Here is a 19,609-nt window from a genome sequence, read left to right on the forward strand (position 1 = left end):
CTAAAAAATGTAGATTTTATGCGGCTTTAGAGTGATTTAAAGCCGCTTTTTTTATGTCTAAAATCATCGCCCTTTTAACAAATGAACACGCTAGCGCACACGTTTTGAGTTTAAAAAAGAAATATTCTACACCCAATATTTACGATGCCAATGGAGATTTATCCAAGAGATGGTACGTGTATTATTCCTTCAGAAATCCTGAAACTGACAAGCTAGAAAGACAAACTCATATCTATGCTGGCGTAAATAAATTCAAAACACTAAGAGAACGAAAGAATGCTATCAAGATCTTAGCTCAAGCCGTTGAGAACATTTTGGAAAGCGGATACAATCCTTACGAGGATGAAGAAATCGTTTCTACTAGTGAAGAAAAGAAATATACAATTGAAGATGCTGTTACTTTTTCTCTGGAATTAAAGAAGAACACCTTAAAAGATAATAGTTTTCGAGATTACAGGGTAAGAATAAAATCATTTGAAAAATGGCTTTATGCCAATGGATTTGAAAACCGTACAATCAGTTCTGTAGATAAAAAAACAATTATAACGTTTTTGAATAGTGTTTTATCGACTACTAGTGCTAAAAACCGTAACAACACCCGAGCCATTTTATCGATGTTTTTTCAGTCATTGGAAGACAATGAAATTATTCCAGACAATTTTGTCAAAAAAATCAATGTCTTAAAATCCAATCCTGAGAGAAACAAAACCTATAGTAGTACACAAGAAGTAGATATTTTCAACTATCTGAAAAGTAACGATGAATTGATGTTACTGTTCATTCAATTCATTTCTTATAATCATTTACGCCCCGTTGAAGTGGTTCGTTTACAAATAAAAGACGTAAACGTAAAAGATAGACGACTTTATGTGAGAGCCAAAAACAAAGCCGTAAAAGTGAAAATCATTCCCGAGATATTACTTTCTACATTGCCTAATTTGGATAAATTCAATCCTGAAAGTTATTTATTTACTCCAAATGGAATAGGACAAGACTGGACGACTAATGAGACAGATAAAAGAGATTATTTCAGTAAACGTTTCAAAAAAGTAAAAGATAGCTTAGGTTTAGGCAAGGATTATGGCCTTTACAGTTTCCGACACACTTTCATTACCAAACTTTACCATGAATTTGTAAAAAACAGCACCCCATTTGAAGCTAAAAGCAAATTGATGTTGATTACAGGTCACGAAACTATGGTAGCATTGGATAAATATTTACGTGATATTGATGCGGTTCTTCCTGATGATTATTCACAACATATTAATAATGCTCAATAAATAGTTTTCTTCTATTTATTGAGTATTTTATTATACGTTTCAAGATCCCACTTTTGATTTTTTAAGTGAACATAATTGGGGTTATTGATTAGCTTGGGTTCCAACTTGAATTCCTTCAAAGTTTCGGCTAACATCAATTGTTCGAAATAAATCGGCATGAAACGAAGTATTCCTTTTTTTGCGAATTTTTCATAATTATCCGCAATAAATTGATGCGCCTTTTTACAAAATTCAGCATTGAAATTTAAATCTTTACAACCATAAACTCCCATATTAAAGGCGTGAGTTTGGTGTGTTTGGGCTTGTCGGTAGCTTTCTTTAAACATAGCACCACTATCAATACTTTCCACCAAAACCGAATCAAACTCGGGTTGATGTCCTAAAATCACATCTAAATCAAGGAACAAAAAGGGTGTATTTTGCGCTTCATAAGCAAAAATTTTAGGCAATGCCCAAAGTTCTTTATCAAATAGTCTTGGCTCTTGAATGATAATATGTATTCCTTGAATGTCTTTAATTTGCTTTGCGAATGCATCATTGGTATAGAAATAGACCTCGGAATAAAATCGCAAAGCATCTTTAATTGATTTTCTAAGAAAGTATTGTTGAAAATCAGGCTTAATCCATTCTCTGCTGAGTATAGTGGGATAAAAAGTATAAACAACTTTCATAATAGACCTTACCAAGCAGGTTGAAAATTCACTGGTGAATATTTGTAATGGCTGACTAAAAAATTAATCTTCACATTGGAATAGGCTTGCGTTACAATAATATTGGCGTTTCGCCAGTATTCAACATTAGTAAATCGAAAAGGAATGTTATTTCCTGCTGTATCGCGAATACTTAACACATCAATTACTTCTCCATTAGCAGTATCTGGTAAAGCAACAGTATTGAGACCATTGACCAAATCCGAATATTTAAAAGTAAATTCAACTACACGTTCCACTGTAGCTAAACTCATCAACGCTTTGTAAACACCATCCGTATCGATCATTCCCAAAATTCCCGAAGGAATTCCTTGTTCATTGAATAGACTGACAAACGTTTGTCTATCGCCATTTGCAGTTATATAATCCATTAATGAATACCCATCATAGTTTGGACTATACCCAGAATTGGGTTCGAATCGATTGGGAATTGGTCCCGAAGTTCCTGTTCCTGGTACTCCTTGTTCTCCCCTTTCTCCTTGAATACCCTGAATACCCTGATCGCCTTTGTCACCTTTATCGCCTTTGTCGCCTTGAATACCCTGAAGTCCTTGTTCCCCTTTATCTCCTTTTGTGCCTTGAATGCCCTGTTCTCCTTGAACACCTTGAATTCCTTGTTCGCCTTTTTCTCCTTGGATTCCCTGAATACCTTGTTCCCCTTGGATTCCTTGCTCTCCCTGAATGCCCTGTTCTCCAGTTCCACCATCACAACAATTGTCGATGAAAAAGAATTTCTCGGATAATTCAATTAAAAAGGCATTGAAGCTTTGAGCCATAATCATCGGTTCACACAATTCAGTAGCTACCTGCAAATAATCCATTACAAAAGGATTGTTTCCAAAAGAAGCTTCGGATTGGATTTTAAACATGGAAGAAGACGAAGGAACACCAACCACATTTTGTGCCGGACTAAAAGAGGTAATTAGGAAATTGTCTTGTGTGCGAAACAACAAGACATTTCCGTTTTTATCTTTTACGAATTTTACAATTTTGCTCATCATCTGAAATTAAGCTGCTCTTCTAACTCTTCTTTTTCGAACTATTTTTTTCTTTGGTGTTTTGGCTTTTGCAACTCTTTTCACCACACGTTTTTTTACTGGCTTTTTTGGTTGTGCCACTTTGACTACTTTTCCGCCTTTGATGTATTTGTAGCCTTTTTTTAGTGTACCATCTACTTTCAAGCCTGTGGCTTTTACTACTCTAGTACACACGGTTTTTAAACCTCTCACACTTGGTTTTTTTAATCCTGCTTTCATAATTTCAATTTTAGTTCTAAGTTCTTTTTTACTTTGGTCAGCTAAATCAATTAAGGTTTGCCAAGCTTTCTGTTCCTTTATAGATCTGGCTTCGTTTCTTTTAAATCTAAAGGCATTGGATTGTTTGGTTTCAAATAACAATCTTGCTTCGAGTTGTTTGATCGTTTCCATACTTAATTTACGCTAAATGATAATCTTCTTTTACTAGTGGTTACAGTTGGTGTTTCCGTTCCACTTCGTAGTAATCGCTTATTGAAAATATTGAACTTCAAGCCGTCCAAAGGTTTGTCTTGATAGCGGTTTTTGTCGGCATAGACATAATTCTCACGATAATCCGTTTTCTTTTCAGTAAACAAAACAATATCTGCATCAAACTGACTTTTGCTTCCGCCACGCATTTTGCCATCGGTGGTTTGCTGGAAAATCACCAGAAACAATTTACCATCGTATTTTTTTCGCAAGTCTTTATCTACCTCAAATCCTTTGTGCATTTCCTGCATTTTGGTAAAACTATCAATGACAATCACATCATTTTTGGTAATAAGCTGTTCTAATTCCTGCACCGATTTTACTTCGGGAGCTTCGATATGATTCAAAGCTTTGGCATTTAAATATTGCTCAGCTTTGTCAAAATATAAATTACTCTCGGGATGCTCTTCGATACTGGCGTGACCCACTTTATAATTTTGCGCCATAGCATTCATAAACTGAAAAGCCATTCTGGTCTTCATCGAACCCTGTCCACCTGTTAATGAAATCACAACACTTTCTTTATTCTTGCGCTCAATTTGACCTAAAAACTGCGCCATTTCTGTGTTGTCAATCTTGAAATAATTGACGTTTTTAGACTTGTTTGCCATTTTATAAGCCAAAGTATTTCGGTTGGTTTTGTTCCCTTTTACCGCTCCAAACAAAGCATATTGACCGCCTTCTATTTTTGGTTCTTCCACCGTTTCCGTTTTGTCAACTGTTGGTTTTGGTTGAACAACTTTCTTCTTTGTCGTTTTGGGCTTCACTGCCATATCAATAATTTTCTTGGGCTTTCTATTATTACCTTTAACAAGTTCTTTCAAAGCCATAACAAATTGCTTAGTTTCTAAATACACCCAAATTTGGTCTTCCTTTTTACCTGCTTGCATTTCTGCAACTTCAAAAATTTTGGTTTTGGTGTTGTAGTTGATTATCAATCCATCCACATTAATTTTTCCAAAACTTCTAGGCTCAAAAACCACTTCGTTACTTTCTTTGTACTTTGTGACTTTTAGCTCAATTTTATGCATCATCAAAAAGCCGTTTCCAATATCTCTCAAAGAAGCGATGGCATTGGTGTCAATTTTTGGTGTTGGTTTTTTGGTTGGCTTTTTAACTGGCGTTTTCGCCTTTGATTGCGTTGTTTTATTAGCTGGAGTTACTTTTGCTTTTATAGGTGTTGTTACTTTAGATACACGCTTCGTTGTCGGCTTTTTCTCTTTCCCTTCTGACTTCAAAAGCTCTTTAACAAACAAGAAATCTCCATTAGCATCGGGTTGCAAAATAAAGTCTGCTGCTTTTTGGGCTTGGCTACTGGCTTTCATCAAGAAACGATTGTCATTTTCTAAATTGGGCAACAACACATCGTTCCATCCTTTCAAATAGCCTGCATGATTTTTATTGGTATAAAACATAATCCCTGCTTGTGCCGATAAAAAAACGGCTCCAAACTCTGCAATCAACTCTTCAAAAGCATATTCAGCCGACCCAAATTCATTGGCTAAATCTCTTTTCAATCGACTAAAGTGTCCTGTACTGTGGCTTAACTCGTGGAAATAGGTTCTATAAAAATCCTCTGAAGTTTTGAATTTTGATAATTCAGGCATGCTCAACAAATCCTTTGCAGGCACATAAAAAGCTTTATTTCCTGTAAAACGAATTTCAGGTTGTGGCTTGGGATAGTTTTTTACAATAGCCTCGGCCACTTCAATCTTTTGGTTATCCCCTGTTTCTATTTCATTGTTCACTACTTTGCCTAACAACGAAAAATTGTCTAAATCAAAATCGATTCCTTCTATATCTTGTCCGTTGAAGACATTGTAGTATTTCAAGAAATAGACTGTCTTTTTATCTCCTTTCTCTAATTTGTTATCTTCAATTACCGAATTCAATCTTTCAATTTCAGCATCGGAATATTCTTTGTCGTAGGTTGAATAATAAATCACACGATACCCATGACTTCCTTTTTTGATTTTCCCGCCTTTCTCTTGAATTTGCTTGAACGTCAAAAAATAAGGATTATCCAACATCCCAAAAAGCGGAGACAACATCACCACATTTACCCCTCGATAGGCTTTTTTGGAAATAAAATTATACGGAACCAAATAGCCTTCTTCTTTCCAAGCTCGTTTGTAATCCCCTTTGTTGGCATCTTTGATTAAATCAATCATGCGCTTGGTTACCATATCATAGATTTCATCGGGAGAAACGGGTTTTCCCAATCCAATATCTTCTGATTCTGGAACAAAATCCAAACCATTCAACAAGCCTGTATGCCCTTGAACATCCACACCGTTCAGCCCAAAAGCGGATTCGGAATGTTGCAATTCAATCAAAAAAGTATCGGCTGTATAGGCTTGCAACACTTTTCTAATTCGATTAGAAATAGTGGAATTTTGCTCTTTTTCGGCTTTGACTAATAGACTCTGGAGTGTTTCTCTAGTAATCACTTTCCCGTTTAAGTTGTTGAATTCTTCTGCTAAAGTCATGTTATGAAAGTGTATAATCGATTCCTAAAATGCTTACTACGGCTTCTGTTCTAATTTCGTTAATGGTAAATCCATCGTTTCTTAAAATGGTAATAGCGGTGGTAATAGCGGTTTGTAGATCTAGTTTTACAGGGATTTCTTTGAGTATGATATTGGAATTGGCAGGAATATTGATCGAGTTAATATTCACTTCGGAACTCCCAAAAAGCATATTCCTTTTGTCATAAAACAAAATGCGTTTTAAGGTCACGGCAACAATATTGGCATCAAAATTCACCCCAGTTGGATTGACCATTTTCAAATCCAAAAGAAACGTCACAAAGGGAACTCCATCATTCCATTTGACATCAAACTTTTTAAAAGCCACAGGATACACTTTCACAAATTGAAACTGCTCAATGATTTTCTTGATTTTATTGCCCAATAAAAAATAGCCAACTACTGCCACTATGCCCACACCGATGATAATTTTTCGTACACTCATTTTGTGATTATTAAAACAATTACACCCACACTTTAGCTACTCGCCACACCAAAACCCCAAGAGTTACTCCTCCCAAAACCGCCAAAATCTTAATCCAAATGGGAATGTATTTCACAGGCACTTGAACTTTTTCATTTTCAATGGCTACTGTGTTTGTGATTTTGTTAATCGCTGACTTTTCGTTCTGGGTTTTTGCCATTTTCTGCCAACCCACAATCATTTTTTTAATGGTATCGTAATAAATACCCATTGCATTATCTCCTGATTTCTTTTTGCTATTGAGCTGCATCAAAAGTTGGTCAAGGGTCATTTGCGTAATACTATCACATTCGGGTTTTACCGTTTTCACTTTGGAAACCTTAATAAATAAACTATCCAAAACGGCTTGGTTGACAACCGTAACTTTCAAGCTATCCGCTTTATAGGTTACCAATCGTTCGATGGTATGTGTTTTTTCTAAGGGTTTTGAAGCGCACCCATTCATTAAAAAGGTAAGCATGAAAACTAAACCCAAAACCAATAGCGTTTGCAAAAAGGTTTTTAATGGATTTTCTGATTGATAATTTGGATTCATGGTTATCTAAATTTTGTTTTTATGACACTTTTTAGCACATCAAAAAAGCTACTGATTAAGTCTTCGACTTCACTATGGATTAAAGTGGAAAAGGAACCACCCCACGCACAAATGACATAGGTTAGAATTTTATTCAAATTCAAATACTGGTCGCATACAGCATAGACTGAGAACGCTACAAAAAAACTCATAATGGCTTCGGCAAGAAACCAACTCAACCTAGGCCTTTTTCCCTTGGATATGGCATTATACACTTTGGTAAAAACGCCTGCTAAAACGACAATGAGAAAAAGGAAATAATCCTGATATTCTTTGATACTATTTAAGAAGGTACTTTTCATTTTTGGAAGGCTTTTTTGTTAGTAAATACGAGCCAATCCCAAGCGTAGCTATAACTAGGCTTGGCAGAAGCAGTTGGGTGATTATTCGGTTTGGGCTTTTTTTTTTCGAAAACAAAACGAGACAAACGATTGAGCCATCCTCTTAAATTTACACCGCCCAAGCTTCGGTAATACTTCTCTCGGGATTTTTTTAATTCGAAATGCAAAAACTCTGGATTCGATGCGTTTATGAGCGCAATGGTATCTCTTGAAATTTTACTATCTACTTTTATTTTGGCTCCAAATCGGTCTTTCAACACTTGTTTGACAAACATTCGTTTTCCCGAATTGAAATAATGATCTACAATAAGATTCGCTACTGATTGATTTTCAATTTCATCGGCATTGCAAGCATCCCAATAGTATTTTTTGGCAATTAAAACCGCAGTTGACAAAGGCATGTTTTTCATATCACTTACCGTTGGCGGCCGTTTGATATACGCTTCGTAAACAGGTGCAGATATTCCGTATTTGGTTCCCACCATTTGCCCTAATGAATTGGTATTGCCTTTACGGTCGGAAATTTTGTTTTGATACCCTCCTTCCGCTTTTAGTAATTCGGGTAGAAATAAATTGAAATTTGCCATTACAATAGTACTTTTTGTGGTTCACTGTTTTTATTTCCCATGAGCAACAACAATCCAATGATGGCTACTGCTCCGAGTACAACTTTGGTTTCTGATTTCATCTTAATACGGTTTTACGGAATTGCCATTCACAAAATAATACACCCCATTACGGTTGATTAAATATTGACCGCCCACTTTTGAAGCGACAAACACGCCGATATGTTCTCCGTAATCAAAGCTTCCACCGATAAAAGGCTTGGTTCCTGTATTGAAATAGGTTCCTTCGGCTGTTTTTTGGGCATTGAAAACGCTCACATCGTTTTGAATCGCCATTACTTTTTGTCCTTTTTTAGGCAAAACAAAAGCGGTAGGTTGTGCTTTACTAGCTACTTTCTTTTTAGCATACCCATTGAGACTGATTTTGGTCACTCCCTTTTTGGCCAATAGTGCTGCTTTGGTCATATTTCCAAAATCACCATCAATTTTAACGCCCAACAAACGTTGCAATTCTCGCACTTCAAGCCCTTTACTTCCTTTAAACAATAGTTTGTTTTTGTCTAAAACGGCTCCAACTACGGGTTGTTGAATGGTTACTTTTGGGGTTGCTGGTGCTACGGGTTCTGGAGTATAAACCATCAAATTCTCTTCGGCTTCTTTTTTCTTTTTCTTCCAATACAGAAAACCTAAAATTCCCGCTCCAACTACTGCTGTTCCTAGTAGTACTTTATTTTCTTTGCTCACTTTCATATTCTACATTATAAATACATTGGAAATTTTTTTCGCAACAAATGATAATCAGCATCATTCAGTTCTTCTCTCAACCAAGTTTTCAAAGGCAATGGAGTTCCGCCAATGGTATTGTACCCCAAATAGCGGTTGTAATTCCTAAGTCCAAACGCTTTACTAATTAATCCGAATTGAGCTTGTGAAACTCCTGTTAGTTCTTCAATGATTGTTTGCTCGTCTGTGCCGGTGTAAATGTTCATGGCATTGTACAAGGCTGTGGCTTTTTGACTGGCTGAAAAAACTGGAATCATATTCACATCGCCTTCATCAATATATTTGGTTCCTCCACCTAAAACCGATTGTCCGTTTTTGTTCTTCTTGGTTAGAAAAAAAATCCCTGTTCCAATAACCAAAACCGATACGCCTAGTAGTATTTTCGTTTTATTTGTCATTAGAAAAATCCTTTTATTAAAAATCGCAACTTGGCAATGTCGGTTTCATTGAACTGATCTTGCAACCATTCTACTAAATTCATCTTAACCAACGTGGCACTTCTTCGCTCTCCAAACTCATTGTACACCATAATAAAACCGTTGTGATTCAAACCTGTTAAGTTGTTTTCTACGGTTTTGTAATTGGCTCCAAAACCTAGCAATGCGGTGTAAATGGCTTCGGCTCTTGCTTTGGCTTGGGTTACATTGATATTGCTTGGTTTGTATCTTTTGTCGGCTCGTAACTGTTGGAATCCTTTGAAAATTTTATAGTAGGCAAAGGCAAATATTCCGCCCAAGAGTGCCACTTTCAAAACGGTCATTCCTGTTGGGCTTAACCTCATTGTACTTTCCATTTTCCTTTTTTATTAAGCCGTTAAAAACCCTTTTATCATCTCAAAATTGGTTTTCAATTGGGTGATAGCTGATTTATTTTTGGATAGTTCCGCCAACTTGGTCAATACTTCTGCATCGAGTTTGGCGAGTTCTTTGATTGCCGATGTCTTCGGTTTTAATTCAAAAGGGGTTTTAGCAACCACTTCGATTTGAATGCTTTGTTTTACGCTTCCCATAAGTGATGTTTTTTTAATAATTCTGCTAATTCATTCGAGAATTCAGAATTAGAATTCAATCCGTTGTTGATGCTATCTAGGACGTTTACCACTGAATCGTCAATGTTTTGCAAAGCCGTTGCAAATTGTTTTTTAGCTGGCGAAGTGAAACTTTCCACCGCATTTCCCAAACCTACAGGCGGTGTACCTTTGACAAAACTCATCAAAGCGGGCAATTGTTGAATGGCTCCTAACAACATTTCTTGATTGCCTTTGCTTTTGTTGATGTCATATTTGGAAGCCAAGCGTTCTTCTTTCAGCTCTTCATTTTGCTTTTTAAACTCTTTATTTTCGGCTTTCAAGACTTCATTTTCGGTCAACAATCGTTGGGCATCGCCTTTGGCTACAAATAAATTAATCATGTCCAGTGTTCCTAAACCATACGAATTCTGAAAAAAATCAGTCGGCTGTTGTGGTACATTTAGTGCTTGAGGTGCTGGCATTGGCTCGGAAGTATCTTTTGAAAAATTGACTTCAAAACTTTGACCATCAATTTTGAACGTACTTCCGTTTTTGCGCTTCAAACTCAAACTTAATCGCTTGTGACCATTGGCAAAAAGGGTTTCAAAAAACTGTTCTGCCGTTCCTTCATCAGCTGTGATTTCAGCATGGGTTTTATTGCGAAACACAAACGAATTGGTATCCAAATCGAAAACAGAAACTGCCGAATATTGGTCGGTGTTTAATTTTTCTATGAGATGATCTAATTCCTGCATCGTATTAACTTTTTATAGACAATATCTAGTTCTTTCTTGTTCCAACTGAATTTTGAAAATTCCTTTGAAGCATTGCTTTCAATTGGTGCAAATCGAATGGATAATTCCACTTTTGATGTCGTACCATCCGAGACTACAATGGTAGCTCGTTCCTTGCTGGCCAACTCCAAATCATTGATAAAAACAGGCACAAAACCACTATTGATTACTTGCAAAGTCGTTACATCATCAATGGTGATGTCATGGTCATTTTTAAGTTTCAAAAAAACTACTCCTGTGTTTACAATTAGAATGTCTTGTGTCATTTTTGGGGTCTTAACAGCTAGAAGGATTTATTTTGTACATCAAAATCAAATGGAAATAGGTGTCTTTATCTACCGATTTTGCGGTCTTTGCTTTGAAAGTGAAAGTTTTGGATTCGGTATCAAAAAGCAAAGGTTTGTAACTGTCCTCAAATCCTGCGCCTTCTCTTCGTTTCCAATGATTGATATGAGTAGGTTTTGAAAACGCTACACCACTATCATCATAAATCCCAAACTCGGCAAAATTATCAGGGTCGTTGTGGTTGGTATGCAATTCAGCTCCCAATATAAAACCCACATCTAAAGCCGTAGTTAACATTGCTTCATTCTCTTCTTTTGGAATCAATAAATTGATTACTTTTTCTCTTACTGCCATGGTGAATAGTGTTGAAAAAAAGCCGTAAACATTACGGATACGGCTTTATAAATTGAACCTTTACGGATTAAACTTGCGCTTGGTGCGCTCTTACTTCAATTCGAATGTTGTACTCTTGGTCAGCCGGTACAGAAACACCTTTTGGATATTCAATTTCCATTTCAAACTCCATATTTGAACGAATCAAAGGCGACGTGGATAAACTTCTGAAAGAAGACACAAATCCATCTTGACACAAGTCCGTAATTGGCATATCTACCAGTTGATTTCGGTCTTGGTTAATTCGGAATTCTGCTCCTAAAAAGGCTTTGGGCAAACTGTTTTGTCCAGTAATGCTCCATGGGCTTACCCATGTTTCATTTTTCAAATCGTCGGAACCCGTGGCTCCCACCAACACACGCATGCTGTCCAAAATGTAGTCACGGCCTGCATTTAATTTGTTTCCATCAATGTTGGTAATTCCAACTTCTCTTCTAGTGTTGACATCCACTAGATTTACAATACCTGCATTTCCTTTGATCTTCACATTTAAGTAAAGCGTTTTGTCGGTCAATTTTAATTGTCCTACTCTTGGAATTCCACCATTTCTTTTAGCCTTGATTGTCGCTACCGCTGACGCTAATTCTACTCTTCTAGTCATTTGATTGTTTTTTGATTGATGATTGATTGTTTTTTTATAGTACTACTCATTTTGAGAACACTTGATTTTTCTATTGGTATAATTCCGAATACAACTCTTCTTCATCGGAACCGTTCAGACCGCTTTCGTCTTCCATTCCGTAAATGTTGGCTTCTGGTCCTTGCAATCCGTGGTCGTACAACTCGTCTTCCAATGCACCATTAAGACCGTTATTCATTTCAAAAACATTTCCTGCTTCGTCTATGAAAGTACCGTTCAAGCCGTTTTCATCGTACTGATAAATTTGACCATCGCCTCCCATGAAAGTACCCTGCAAACCTTCGTCACAAGGACAAGCCAAGCCTACAGCTCCTTTGATAAATCGGGTGGCTTTGCTATCGCCTGTAAGTCTAGTGCTCAAACTTTTATCAGCTATTTTTTTAATTCCTGTCAAGGCTTGCACCACAGCTGAACCCATCAAAGCACCTTTCAAAAGATTATCTTTAGTGGATGTTCCTCTGACTTTTGTGGCTCCAAAAGCCGAAGCTCCTGCCAAAACGATATTGATAATCGGACTTTCGGATTGGGGTAATAAAGTGCTAACGCCATTTGATACCGCACCTCCAACAACTCCACCACCAATGATTGCTACTTCTTTATTCATCTTACTTTTATTGATTTAATTACGTTTTACTTTTTTGTGGCCATGTAAATTCCTCCTCCCAAAACCAAGGCTCCCACTACATACAGCAGCGTATTGTCTTTTGGTTTTTGTTCAACGGGTTTAATGGGCATTAACTCGCCAACAGGTTCTTTTTCAGTCGTACTGCTTTCGCTTACCTCACTTTGGTACGAACTCGTATCAGCACTTTGGCTTTGTTCATTACCCATTTCAGAGGTAGCAAATGAAGCAGGCGTGATCTCGTTTACCGTGGTCAATTGTGGTCTCGGACGGTTCTTAATCGTATCTACCACTTGTTTTCCAATAGGTGTTTTTGACAATTGCACCGCCTTAGTTACGGCCTTGGATTTGGCTACTTTTCGAACTAATCTACCCGTTTTAGAATCCATTAGTTTGGAAGCTACGCCACCACCCACAGGAATAAAACTCGCTGCAATTGGTGCAGCAAACTTGGCCACTTTGATTGTGTTTTTTAAGCTCACGTCTCGAAGCCTAATTTTTCTAAGGAATTTGGACTTTCCTAATCCTACTCCGCCATCATTTATAATTATCATACTGCATAGTTTAATTTGATTTTCCAAATACAAACGCTCCTCCAATTACCGCCACGATTGCCGATACCAACACCACATTTGAAGAGGGCTTTGCAAAGAAATGCGATTTCTTTGCAACGGTTTTGCGATTGCCTTTTGGAGCATTCAATCCAAAATGAGGTAAATTAACTTCGGTGTCGTGTGCCATGGTATGTATGGGTTCTCGGTTATTATTCGTCGTTCCGTCAATGATAAAATAGCCTTCGCTTATGTTGCCTGTTTCCTGATTCAAAGGCACAATGACATACACGTGGGTAAATAAATCAGGACGAAAACTCGGTTGTTTTATTTGTCTTATGTAATGTCTAATCCCTAAATTCACTAGCAAACAACTGGCAAAAATGGAATAGGTTTTGCAATCAACTCCTTCGGCTCGTTGCTTGAATGCACAGGCTGGACTTCTTAAATTTTGTTCCATGCCATCCGCCTTGTACTGAATGTGATGGTACAAAAACCAATAGATTTTGTCACAGGTTTCTTTTAACGATTCCCTTTGCAAAAGCGTTGCAACTTGCTTGGTTTGGTCGTTGTACTTTATAACCATTTCCTTAATCATCCGAACGGTATCAAAAGTATTGCCGTTGCCTAACTTTGTTTTATCACAAGCAACCTTAGGAAACAACGGCTCATACTCTTGACCGCCTAATAGTTTTCGTTGTAACAAGCTATCAATGTCCATTTCCGTTTCGTTCTTGCTTTAGGTATCAGGCTTTCTTTTGTTTCTTGAACTCAAAGATCAAAAGCTTTTTTTTAGGATTTGGAGGGTTGGAGAGGATAGAACAGCTTTGCAAAGGATAGGGTAAAGTTGCAAAGGGTTTGCAAAGGATTTATTAAAGATATTATTCAAACTACTATCTTTTGTTACAGCTAAACTTTATTTGACAGAAATAAGCAACAAAAAAGCTATATATTAGCTATGAAGTAAAAAGATACATTTAGAACATAAACATTAAGATTTTACAGTTGTTTTTTTATAAGTTGATTAAGCAATTACGATCTATATTCTCAAAACATTAAATATGCATTTCAAATTAACAGAAGAGATTATTGCCCTTAGCGATTCACAAACTTGGAATTTTGCCAAACTAGAGTGGGATTTCAATTTTGCATATTATTCTGAGGATTTACAAACGTGCTTATGTGGTCACTATCCTATAAAAAATATTTGTGTAATACGGAACAAGAAAAATTCAAACCAGACCGAAGTTGGGAATTGTTGTATAAATAAATTTTTAGGGATTGAAGATGGAAATAAAATATTTACTTCGATAAAAAAACTTAAAGATGATAATTCCAAAAGTATGAGTGCTGAAGTACTTGATTATATTTATCATAAAAATGGCATTTCTGATTTTGAATATAATTTTTACACCGACATACACCGAAAAAGAAATTTATCACCCAAACAACTTGATATAAAAATACGTATTAATGATAAATTTTTAGCATTTACGAGTTATGAAACTAATTCACATTTTAACCGAATAAATTTGGTTTTGAAATGGGCAGAAAATAATTCTTGGTTTGACAAAAATTTTATAATGTCTTTGAAAAAGAGTTGCGAAAAGAATGGAAAATTATCTGAAAGACAAAAAATAGCTTTAGAAAATATTATTACAAAATTTAAAATCGATTAATCTGTTAATAAAAAATATCTATATCATTTTACAAATTTTGTAATAATTAAGTTTTAATCATAAATTAAAAAAAAAAAAAAAATTGAGAAGAAATTTAAAATAGTCCAACTTTTATAATAAACATTTAGAAAAGAGAATTGAAATTTAGGTTTTTAGCAACCAAATTAACTTCATAAGGGAAAGCAAAGTTTTGAATTGGTTGATGTTCTAACCATTTCATCTCGTCTTCTGATTTTAATATTATAGGCATTCGCTTTTTAATGTTGTGTATTTCTGCCATTAATGTATTTGCTTCTGTCGTAACAATTGTATAAGTATTTTTAATTTCTCCTGTTGTTGGGTTTTGCCATGTTGAATACAAACCCGCAAAAGCGAACAGCTCCTCATTCTCTAAACCAATTTCAAACCTTGATTTATTTTTTCCTTTAGAATCATGCCATTGCCATTCATAAAAGCCATTAGCTATTACCAAACAACGTTGGTTAACTACGTTTCTGAATGAGGGTTTTTCCGTAACAGTTTCAATTCTAGCGTTGAGGGTTAGTTTTTTTATTTCTTCATCTTTGGACCAAGAGGGAATTAAGCCCCAATTAAAATGTGTAATGATTTCGGGGTGTTTATCAGTAATAATAGGATTCATTGCAAAATCAAACCCATTTATGTTTTCCTTGGGTTGAAAAAGCGCTATTTTATCGATTTTGGCTTTAAATCGATTTTCTACTTCAATTGCTGCTTTTGATTGTTTGGAATGAAAACACATAATTTATCAACATTAATTTTCAGTAAAATCTATCTCTCGTCTACATATAAAAACGCCAATTACCCTACAATTTGGGAACGTACTATTTAATAAACTTTTTACAGCCTTAAAATGTGCACCAGTAGTCAATACATCATCAATAATAAAAACAACATCTTTTAAGTTTTTACTCAATTCAGTGTTAATTTTTAAGTTACTTTTTATTTCTTGTATAGTAGGTCTAACATCTGAAATATGTGAAGCTTCTTTACTTTCTATTTGTTCAACCAATTCGCGTATGTCCGCATCTCTTCCGTTAAATCCAATTTTAAGAATTTGCAACATCCTATCATCATATAAATCATCAGATTTGTTTTTAGAAGGTGGAATTGGCACAAATGTTATAGTTTTTAGAGCTTCATCATCGAATATATCATTAAAATATGATGATATAGTCTTAATTGCGCTTAATTTATATTGATATTGAGCCTGACCTTTCTTGCTTGGACACTTTTTCAAATTACTAATTAAACTATTTTCTTTACTATATGAAAAACCTTTTCTAGAGGTGTAGTTAAAAAAATAATAACACTCGTCAGAGTCAAGTGAGAGATATGTGTGATCTTGAATAGTTAATTCATCAATTTTAACAAGATTTGGCATAGACTAAAGTAGATTGTTTTTTATATCATCGTAAGTTTTTACTCTTATAGCACCTTGCTCTTCAAATCTTTTAGGCCAAGTAATTTTTTCATTTTCAAAACAACTTTGCAAAATGAAAAGTTTTCTGTTTTGATGTAAAGCTGCTCTAGCCTGTATTAATGTACCAGATGTTTCACTAGCTTCAATAATTATTGTTGCGCTAGTTATTGCAGACATTGTTTTATTTCTCTCGGGAAAAAATAATTTATTTCCTAAATATGTTTGTTGCTCATATCTAATAAACGGAACTTGACTAACTAAAAGATGCTCTTTTGCAATAAATTCTTGAAGTGATCTATTTTGTTTAGGATAAAAAACATTTAAAGGTGTTCCAATCACTGCAATAGTTTTCCCACCATTCTTAATTGCTGAATTATGAGCTTGGGTATCTATACCTTCTGCTAAACCCGACACTATAGTAAAATTATCTTCAACTAATAATTTGACTAATTTAGAAGTTCTTAAAAGACCTTCATTTGTTGGTTTTCTTGACCCAACAATTGCTACTGAAGGAGAATTTATATAATCTAAATTACCACTATAATATAACACTTCAACAGGTTCTTTAGCATCTCTTAATTTTGAGGGATAATCCAAAGTACTATTTATCATTATATTAGTTCTTATTTCTGGATTATCATTTATTTTATTTTTTAATAAAATAGAAAATTCAGAAATTTTATCCTCATCAACAAATGAAGAAGGAAGACTTTTAGGATTTTGAGCAAACAAATCAGATAACTTCTTAAAGCTAATGTTTCTATTACTCCATAATGCTTCATATGCAGACATTTCCCTGAAAGGAAGTACTGATTTTTTTATTAGATCATTATCTTGATAATCAAAATTCATTACCATATAACTTGCTTTTTTTTAATTAAATGAAAATATTACAATTAAATAATCTAAAATAATTATTTTTTTTTATTTAACTTTTAATCTAATTGTAATATGAATTTTATTTCTTTAATAATAAAAAATAACACAATCATAAAACAGTATTAATATTTCACTCGCGAAGATAGGATTTTATTAACAACTAACATTCTATTATAAAAATTTCATCAATTTTAGTAGTAAATGAATTGGATAATTTTTCTTGTTTCATTTTCCATTGTCTTCCTAGGGATTGGGAGGCAAATTTTACTTTATTTGAACCAAAACTATTATTCATTTTATCAATCACACTCATTAATGGTTGATGTTTTGGGTTGGACACATTGAATAGCGACAATTGTGTTTCGCTATTTGGCGTTAGCCCCATAACAATAACACCTGCTTTTTTATAATGAAAACCTTCTTTGAAAATTGCCTGTAAACCTATTTGAGCGTAATGGTTTAGTTCTATTGTTGAATTAGTTGGAAAGTCCGTATTAATTATAATGTTTCTTGAATATTGTGGTTGGTCTTTTCGAAAATAATTAGTGTGCACAAAAACCATAATCATATTGCAATGGCTGTTTTGCTTGCGTAATTTTTCAGAACAGGAGACTGTGAAAGTTGCCACTCTTTCTGCAATATCTTCCAATTTGGTCATTGGTTTTTCGAACGAACGGGTGGTGGCAATCATCTTTTTACTTTTTGGCTGCTCTAAATCTAAAGTGGGTTTGCCTTGTAATTCGTGTTTTAACCTCAATCCTACTACTGCCATTTCTTTTCGAACCCACTCATCAGGTAGTAAAGTAAACTCATAAGCATTGAAAACCTTTTTGGCTTGTAATCGTTTTGCGTGTTTTCTACCTATTCCCCAAACATCTTCTATTTTAGTCCATTTAAGAGCTTTAATTCTTTTCTCTTCATTGTCAATGGAGTAAACGCTTTGGGTTCTTTCAGGATACTTTTTTGCAATTTTATTGGCTACTTTAGCCAAGGCTTTGGTTGGTGCAAAGCCAACACTTATAGGGATTCCAGTACCCTTGGTAACTGTTCTTTGCATATCTAAACCTATTTTTTGCAAATCAAATAATTCAAAACCTTTGAATTTCAGAAAAGCTTCATCGATGCTATAAATTTCTATATCTGGCGAATACCTTGTAAGTATATTCATCACTCTTGAACTCATATCTCCGTATAAAGCATAATTTGAAGAATAGACAAATACATTATTAGCTTCAAAGATATTTTTAAATTCAAATGCGGGAGCACCCATTGGAATACCTAATGCTTTAGCTTCGTTGGAACGTGCAATTACACAACCATCATTATTAGAAAGTATAACCACTGGTTTATTTCTTAAATGTGGTTCAAATGCTCTTTGGCAAGAAGCATAGAAATTATTGCAATCAACTAACGCAAACATTAAAAATATTTTATAGAATTTATTACAATACCCCAAATGATAAAATCATTTTCGGCTGTTACTTTTATAGGTTTATATTCTTCATTTTCGGCAATAAGCCAAACTGCACCCTCTTCGATTTTAATTCTTTTTACAGTAAATTCTCCATCAATTTGACAAACTGCAATTTTATTATTTTGAGGTTCTAAGCTTCTATCGATAACTAATAAATCGCCATCATTTATACCTGCATTTTTCATAGAATGGCCTTTAACTTTTGCAAAAAAAGTAGTGTCTTTATTCTTGATTAATGTTTTATTTAGGTCGATAGATAGCTCTATAAAATCATCAGCGGGCGATGGGAAACCAGCGCTAATCCCTGCGTCTATATATGGTAATTGTAATTCAGTAGAATAATCTGGTAAGTAAAATTCTAATGTTGTTGAATGATGTAGACTTCTTAATTTCATTTAACAAAATTAGAAAACAAAAGTTTCATTTAAATCAAAAAGGTGTGAAATAGTTATTAACCCATCTATTCTTTTTATTATAAGATAAAACAATTAAAGACTTTTCAAAACAAAACCTTATTTTGAGCAAAAATCAATTTTAAGCCTACTTCTTATAAGAAAGGAGTATTTATCCTTGCCCCCATCTAAAACCTTGTTAAAAAGCTTTAATTTAAGTTGTTCGTCTTTTATGAAGTTGGAAAGCTTATTAGCGGAGGTTAATTTGGTGTTTTTCGATGGATTCTTTTTTGGATTTTCTAGAATTCGGATAATAAAATTCTTATTGATAAAAGCATTGGTTGGGTTGCTGGATGAAATGGCGTATTTACGAGACATGGTTGATTTTCTTTAAAAATTGTTTGTTTTTAAGTTCGGCTTCTCTGTATTCGTTGAGTTTGATTTTCAACTCTTCGGACAACAAATAGCCGTCAGGAGTTCCGTTTCGGTCAATGAAAATTAACACTTCTTCGGTCTTGATGTTTTTGGCATTCAATCGCATACCAGGAGAAATGTCTTTTCTAGTTTCGTTGATAATGGAATTGATTTCAATTCGGATACACTTCTCAGGCATTTGGCTCAAATACAACTCTTGCAACTCTTTTTTGTTTCGGATATAGTATAGTGTTTTTAGCATGTT

General features: G+C 34.8%; 27 protein-coding genes. 2 read left to right on the plus strand and 25 right to left on the minus strand.

The window, feature by feature from the left end:
- Positions 1-53 precede the first annotated feature (53 nt).
- Complete coding sequence (locus OZP06_RS02935; protein ID WP_269223609.1) at positions 54-1,280, plus strand: tyrosine-type recombinase/integrase; 1,227 nt, start codon at positions 54-56, stop codon at positions 1,278-1,280.
- 11 nt (positions 1,281-1,291) lie between these two features.
- On the opposite strand, the gene OZP06_RS02940 is transcribed toward OZP06_RS02935, so the two are convergent.
- The 19 genes from OZP06_RS02940 to OZP06_RS03030 form a co-directional block, all read right to left on the minus strand.
- On the minus strand, positions 1,292-1,951 hold the full coding sequence (locus OZP06_RS02940) for a DUF6734 family protein (protein ID WP_269223610.1): 660 nt from the start codon (positions 1,949-1,951) through the stop codon (positions 1,292-1,294).
- Between the two features lie 8 nt (positions 1,952-1,959).
- A complete protein-coding gene (locus tag OZP06_RS02945) occupies positions 1,960-2,988 on the minus strand; it encodes a hypothetical protein (protein WP_269223611.1) in 1,029 nt (342 codons plus the stop codon).
- Positions 2,989-2,997: 9 nt separating this feature from the next.
- Positions 2,998-3,417: a hypothetical protein gene (locus OZP06_RS02950; RefSeq protein ID WP_269223612.1), complete on the minus strand. Its 420-nt coding sequence runs from the start codon at positions 3,415-3,417 to the stop codon at positions 2,998-3,000.
- 2 nt (positions 3,418-3,419) lie between these two features.
- The gene (locus tag OZP06_RS02955; RefSeq protein WP_269223613.1) at positions 3,420-5,984 is read right to left on the minus strand and encodes a zincin-like metallopeptidase domain-containing protein; all 2,565 of its coding nucleotides are present in this window, start codon (positions 5,982-5,984) and stop codon (positions 3,420-3,422) included.
- Between the two features lies 1 nt (position 5,985).
- The gene (locus tag OZP06_RS02960; protein ID WP_269223614.1) at positions 5,986-6,468 is read right to left on the minus strand and encodes a hypothetical protein; all 483 of its coding nucleotides are present in this window, start codon (positions 6,466-6,468) and stop codon (positions 5,986-5,988) included.
- 19 nt (positions 6,469-6,487) lie between these two features.
- Positions 6,488-7,042 carry a hypothetical protein gene (locus tag OZP06_RS02965; RefSeq protein ID WP_269223615.1) on the minus strand — a complete coding sequence of 185 codons (555 nt, stop codon included), beginning with the start codon at positions 7,040-7,042 and terminating at the stop codon, positions 6,488-6,490.
- 2 nt (positions 7,043-7,044) lie between these two features.
- Positions 7,045-7,383: a hypothetical protein gene (locus OZP06_RS02970; protein WP_269223616.1), complete on the minus strand. Its 339-nt coding sequence runs from the start codon at positions 7,381-7,383 to the stop codon at positions 7,045-7,047.
- Complete coding sequence (locus tag OZP06_RS02975) at positions 7,380-8,009, minus strand: glycosyl hydrolase 108 family protein (RefSeq protein WP_281324207.1); 630 nt, start codon at positions 8,007-8,009, stop codon at positions 7,380-7,382. Before OZP06_RS02975 ends, OZP06_RS02970 begins: the two co-directional genes overlap by 4 nt.
- A gap of 102 nt (positions 8,010-8,111) precedes the next feature.
- Positions 8,112-8,738, minus strand: coding sequence for a hypothetical protein (locus tag OZP06_RS02980; protein WP_281324208.1), 627 nt, complete (start codon positions 8,736-8,738; stop codon positions 8,112-8,114).
- A gap of 8 nt (positions 8,739-8,746) precedes the next feature.
- Positions 8,747-9,169, minus strand: coding sequence for a hypothetical protein (locus OZP06_RS02985; RefSeq protein WP_281324209.1), 423 nt, complete (start codon positions 9,167-9,169; stop codon positions 8,747-8,749).
- The gene (locus OZP06_RS02990) at positions 9,169-9,564 is read right to left on the minus strand and encodes a hypothetical protein (protein WP_064714428.1); all 396 of its coding nucleotides are present in this window, start codon (positions 9,562-9,564) and stop codon (positions 9,169-9,171) included. Before OZP06_RS02990 ends, OZP06_RS02985 begins: the two co-directional genes overlap by 1 nt.
- 12 nt (positions 9,565-9,576) lie before the next feature.
- Positions 9,577-9,780, minus strand: a complete 204-nt coding sequence (locus OZP06_RS02995; RefSeq protein ID WP_064714427.1) for a hypothetical protein — start codon at positions 9,778-9,780, stop codon at positions 9,577-9,579.
- Positions 9,768-10,535, minus strand: coding sequence for a hypothetical protein (locus OZP06_RS03000; protein WP_269223620.1), 768 nt, complete (start codon positions 10,533-10,535; stop codon positions 9,768-9,770). Before OZP06_RS03000 ends, OZP06_RS02995 begins: the two co-directional genes overlap by 13 nt.
- Positions 10,523-10,840: a hypothetical protein gene (locus OZP06_RS03005; protein ID WP_269223621.1), complete on the minus strand. Its 318-nt coding sequence runs from the start codon at positions 10,838-10,840 to the stop codon at positions 10,523-10,525. Before OZP06_RS03005 ends, OZP06_RS03000 begins: the two co-directional genes overlap by 13 nt.
- Before the next feature lie 10 nt (positions 10,841-10,850).
- Positions 10,851-11,213, minus strand: coding sequence for a hypothetical protein (locus OZP06_RS03010; protein ID WP_269223622.1), 363 nt, complete (start codon positions 11,211-11,213; stop codon positions 10,851-10,853).
- 67 nt (positions 11,214-11,280) lie between these two features.
- Complete coding sequence (locus OZP06_RS03015) at positions 11,281-11,853, minus strand: hypothetical protein (protein ID WP_269223623.1); 573 nt, start codon at positions 11,851-11,853, stop codon at positions 11,281-11,283.
- Between the two features lie 70 nt (positions 11,854-11,923).
- A complete protein-coding gene (locus OZP06_RS03020) occupies positions 11,924-12,496 on the minus strand; it encodes a hypothetical protein (protein ID WP_281324210.1) in 573 nt (190 codons plus the stop codon).
- Between the two features lie 26 nt (positions 12,497-12,522).
- A complete protein-coding gene (locus OZP06_RS03025; RefSeq protein WP_269223626.1) occupies positions 12,523-13,068 on the minus strand; it encodes a hypothetical protein in 546 nt (181 codons plus the stop codon).
- A 10-nt stretch (positions 13,069-13,078) separates the two neighbouring features.
- Positions 13,079-13,786, minus strand: a complete 708-nt coding sequence (locus OZP06_RS03030; protein WP_269223627.1) for a hypothetical protein — start codon at positions 13,784-13,786, stop codon at positions 13,079-13,081.
- Between the two features lie 340 nt (positions 13,787-14,126).
- On the opposite strand from OZP06_RS03030, the gene OZP06_RS03035 reads away from it, so the two are divergent.
- A complete protein-coding gene (locus OZP06_RS03035; protein WP_269223628.1) occupies positions 14,127-14,744 on the plus strand; it encodes a hypothetical protein in 618 nt (205 codons plus the stop codon).
- Between the two features lie 124 nt (positions 14,745-14,868).
- On the opposite strand, the gene OZP06_RS03040 is transcribed toward OZP06_RS03035, so the two are convergent.
- The 6 genes from OZP06_RS03040 to OZP06_RS03065 form a co-directional block, all read right to left on the minus strand.
- Positions 14,869-15,504, minus strand: a complete 636-nt coding sequence (locus tag OZP06_RS03040) for an SOS response-associated peptidase (protein ID WP_269223629.1) — start codon at positions 15,502-15,504, stop codon at positions 14,869-14,871.
- 12 nt (positions 15,505-15,516) lie between these two features.
- Entirely contained in the window at positions 15,517-16,146 is a 630-nt protein-coding gene (locus OZP06_RS03045; protein ID WP_269223630.1) for a hypothetical protein, read from the minus strand.
- A gap of 3 nt (positions 16,147-16,149) precedes the next feature.
- Positions 16,150-17,043, minus strand: a complete 894-nt coding sequence (locus OZP06_RS03050) for a DNA-processing protein DprA (RefSeq protein WP_281324211.1) — start codon at positions 17,041-17,043, stop codon at positions 16,150-16,152.
- Between the two features lie 181 nt (positions 17,044-17,224).
- A complete protein-coding gene (locus OZP06_RS03055; protein ID WP_269223632.1) occupies positions 17,225-18,484 on the minus strand; it encodes a Y-family DNA polymerase in 1,260 nt (419 codons plus the stop codon).
- Complete coding sequence (umuD, locus tag OZP06_RS03060; protein WP_269223633.1) at positions 18,484-18,933, minus strand: translesion error-prone DNA polymerase V autoproteolytic subunit; 450 nt, start codon at positions 18,931-18,933, stop codon at positions 18,484-18,486. Before umuD ends, OZP06_RS03055 begins: the two co-directional genes overlap by 1 nt.
- Positions 18,934-19,297: 364 nt before the next feature.
- The gene (locus tag OZP06_RS03065; RefSeq protein ID WP_269223634.1) at positions 19,298-19,606 is read right to left on the minus strand and encodes a hypothetical protein; all 309 of its coding nucleotides are present in this window, start codon (positions 19,604-19,606) and stop codon (positions 19,298-19,300) included.
- Between the last annotated feature and the right edge of the window lie 3 nt (positions 19,607-19,609).

It is taken from the genome of Flavobacterium sp. IMCC34518, assembly GCF_027111095.2.
GTDB classification, from domain to species: domain Bacteria; phylum Bacteroidota; class Bacteroidia; order Flavobacteriales; family Flavobacteriaceae; genus Flavobacterium; species Flavobacterium praedii.

Bases quoted from the DNA above. Each gene is read 5' to 3' on its own strand.
- OZP06_RS02965 (WP_269223615.1), bottom strand. From the start codon at position 7,042: ATGAATCCAAATTATCAATCAGAAAATCCATTAAAAACCTTTTTGCAA.
- OZP06_RS03005 (WP_269223621.1), bottom strand. From the start codon at position 10,840: ATGACACAAGACATTCTAATTGTAAACACAGGAGTAGTTTTTTTGAAA.
- OZP06_RS02985 (WP_281324209.1), bottom strand. From the start codon at position 9,169: ATGACAAATAAAACGAAAATACTACTAGGCGTATCGGTTTTGGTTATT.
- OZP06_RS03000 (WP_269223620.1), bottom strand. From the start codon at position 10,535: ATGCAGGAATTAGATCATCTCATAGAAAAATTAAACACCGACCAATAT.
- OZP06_RS02960 (WP_269223614.1), bottom strand. From the start codon at position 6,468: ATGAGTGTACGAAAAATTATCATCGGTGTGGGCATAGTGGCAGTAGTT.
- OZP06_RS02955 (WP_269223613.1), bottom strand. From the start codon at position 5,984: ATGACTTTAGCAGAAGAATTCAACAACTTAAACGGGAAAGTGATTACT.
- OZP06_RS03025 (WP_269223626.1), bottom strand. From the start codon at position 13,068: ATGATAATTATAAATGATGGCGGAGTAGGATTAGGAAAGTCCAAATTC.
- OZP06_RS03055 (WP_269223632.1), bottom strand. From the start codon at position 18,484: ATGTTTGCGTTAGTTGATTGCAATAATTTCTATGCTTCTTGCCAAAGA.
- OZP06_RS03045 (WP_269223630.1), bottom strand. From the start codon at position 16,146: ATGCCAAATCTTGTTAAAATTGATGAATTAACTATTCAAGATCACACA.
- OZP06_RS03020 (WP_281324210.1), bottom strand. From the start codon at position 12,496: ATGAATAAAGAAGTAGCAATCATTGGTGGTGGAGTTGTTGGAGGTGCG.
- OZP06_RS02975 (WP_281324207.1), bottom strand. From the start codon at position 8,009: ATGGCAAATTTCAATTTATTTCTACCCGAATTACTAAAAGCGGAAGGA.
- OZP06_RS03065 (WP_269223634.1), bottom strand. From the start codon at position 19,606: ATGCTAAAAACACTATACTATATCCGAAACAAAAAAGAGTTGCAAGAG.
- OZP06_RS02950 (WP_269223612.1), bottom strand. From the start codon at position 3,417: ATGGAAACGATCAAACAACTCGAAGCAAGATTGTTATTTGAAACCAAA.
- OZP06_RS03030 (WP_269223627.1), bottom strand. From the start codon at position 13,786: ATGGACATTGATAGCTTGTTACAACGAAAACTATTAGGCGGTCAAGAG.
- OZP06_RS02980 (WP_281324208.1), bottom strand. From the start codon at position 8,738: ATGAAAGTGAGCAAAGAAAATAAAGTACTACTAGGAACAGCAGTAGTT.
- OZP06_RS03050 (WP_281324211.1), bottom strand. From the start codon at position 17,043: ATGGTAATGAATTTTGATTATCAAGATAATGATCTAATAAAAAAATCA.
- OZP06_RS02995 (WP_064714427.1), bottom strand. From the start codon at position 9,780: ATGGGAAGCGTAAAACAAAGCATTCAAATCGAAGTGGTTGCTAAAACC.
- OZP06_RS02935 (WP_269223609.1), top strand. From the start codon at position 54: ATGTCTAAAATCATCGCCCTTTTAACAAATGAACACGCTAGCGCACAC.
- OZP06_RS02945 (WP_269223611.1), bottom strand. From the start codon at position 2,988: ATGAGCAAAATTGTAAAATTCGTAAAAGATAAAAACGGAAATGTCTTG.
- OZP06_RS03040 (WP_269223629.1), bottom strand. From the start codon at position 15,504: ATGTGTTTTCATTCCAAACAATCAAAAGCAGCAATTGAAGTAGAAAAT.
- OZP06_RS02940 (WP_269223610.1), bottom strand. From the start codon at position 1,951: ATGAAAGTTGTTTATACTTTTTATCCCACTATACTCAGCAGAGAATGG.
- OZP06_RS03010 (WP_269223622.1), bottom strand. From the start codon at position 11,213: ATGGCAGTAAGAGAAAAAGTAATCAATTTATTGATTCCAAAAGAAGAG.
- OZP06_RS03015 (WP_269223623.1), bottom strand. From the start codon at position 11,853: ATGACTAGAAGAGTAGAATTAGCGTCAGCGGTAGCGACAATCAAGGCT.
- OZP06_RS02990 (WP_064714428.1), bottom strand. From the start codon at position 9,564: ATGGAAAGTACAATGAGGTTAAGCCCAACAGGAATGACCGTTTTGAAA.
- OZP06_RS02970 (WP_269223616.1), bottom strand. From the start codon at position 7,383: ATGAAAAGTACCTTCTTAAATAGTATCAAAGAATATCAGGATTATTTC.
- OZP06_RS03035 (WP_269223628.1), top strand. From the start codon at position 14,127: ATGCATTTCAAATTAACAGAAGAGATTATTGCCCTTAGCGATTCACAA.
- umuD (WP_269223633.1), bottom strand. From the start codon at position 18,933: ATGAAATTAAGAAGTCTACATCATTCAACAACATTAGAATTTTACTTA.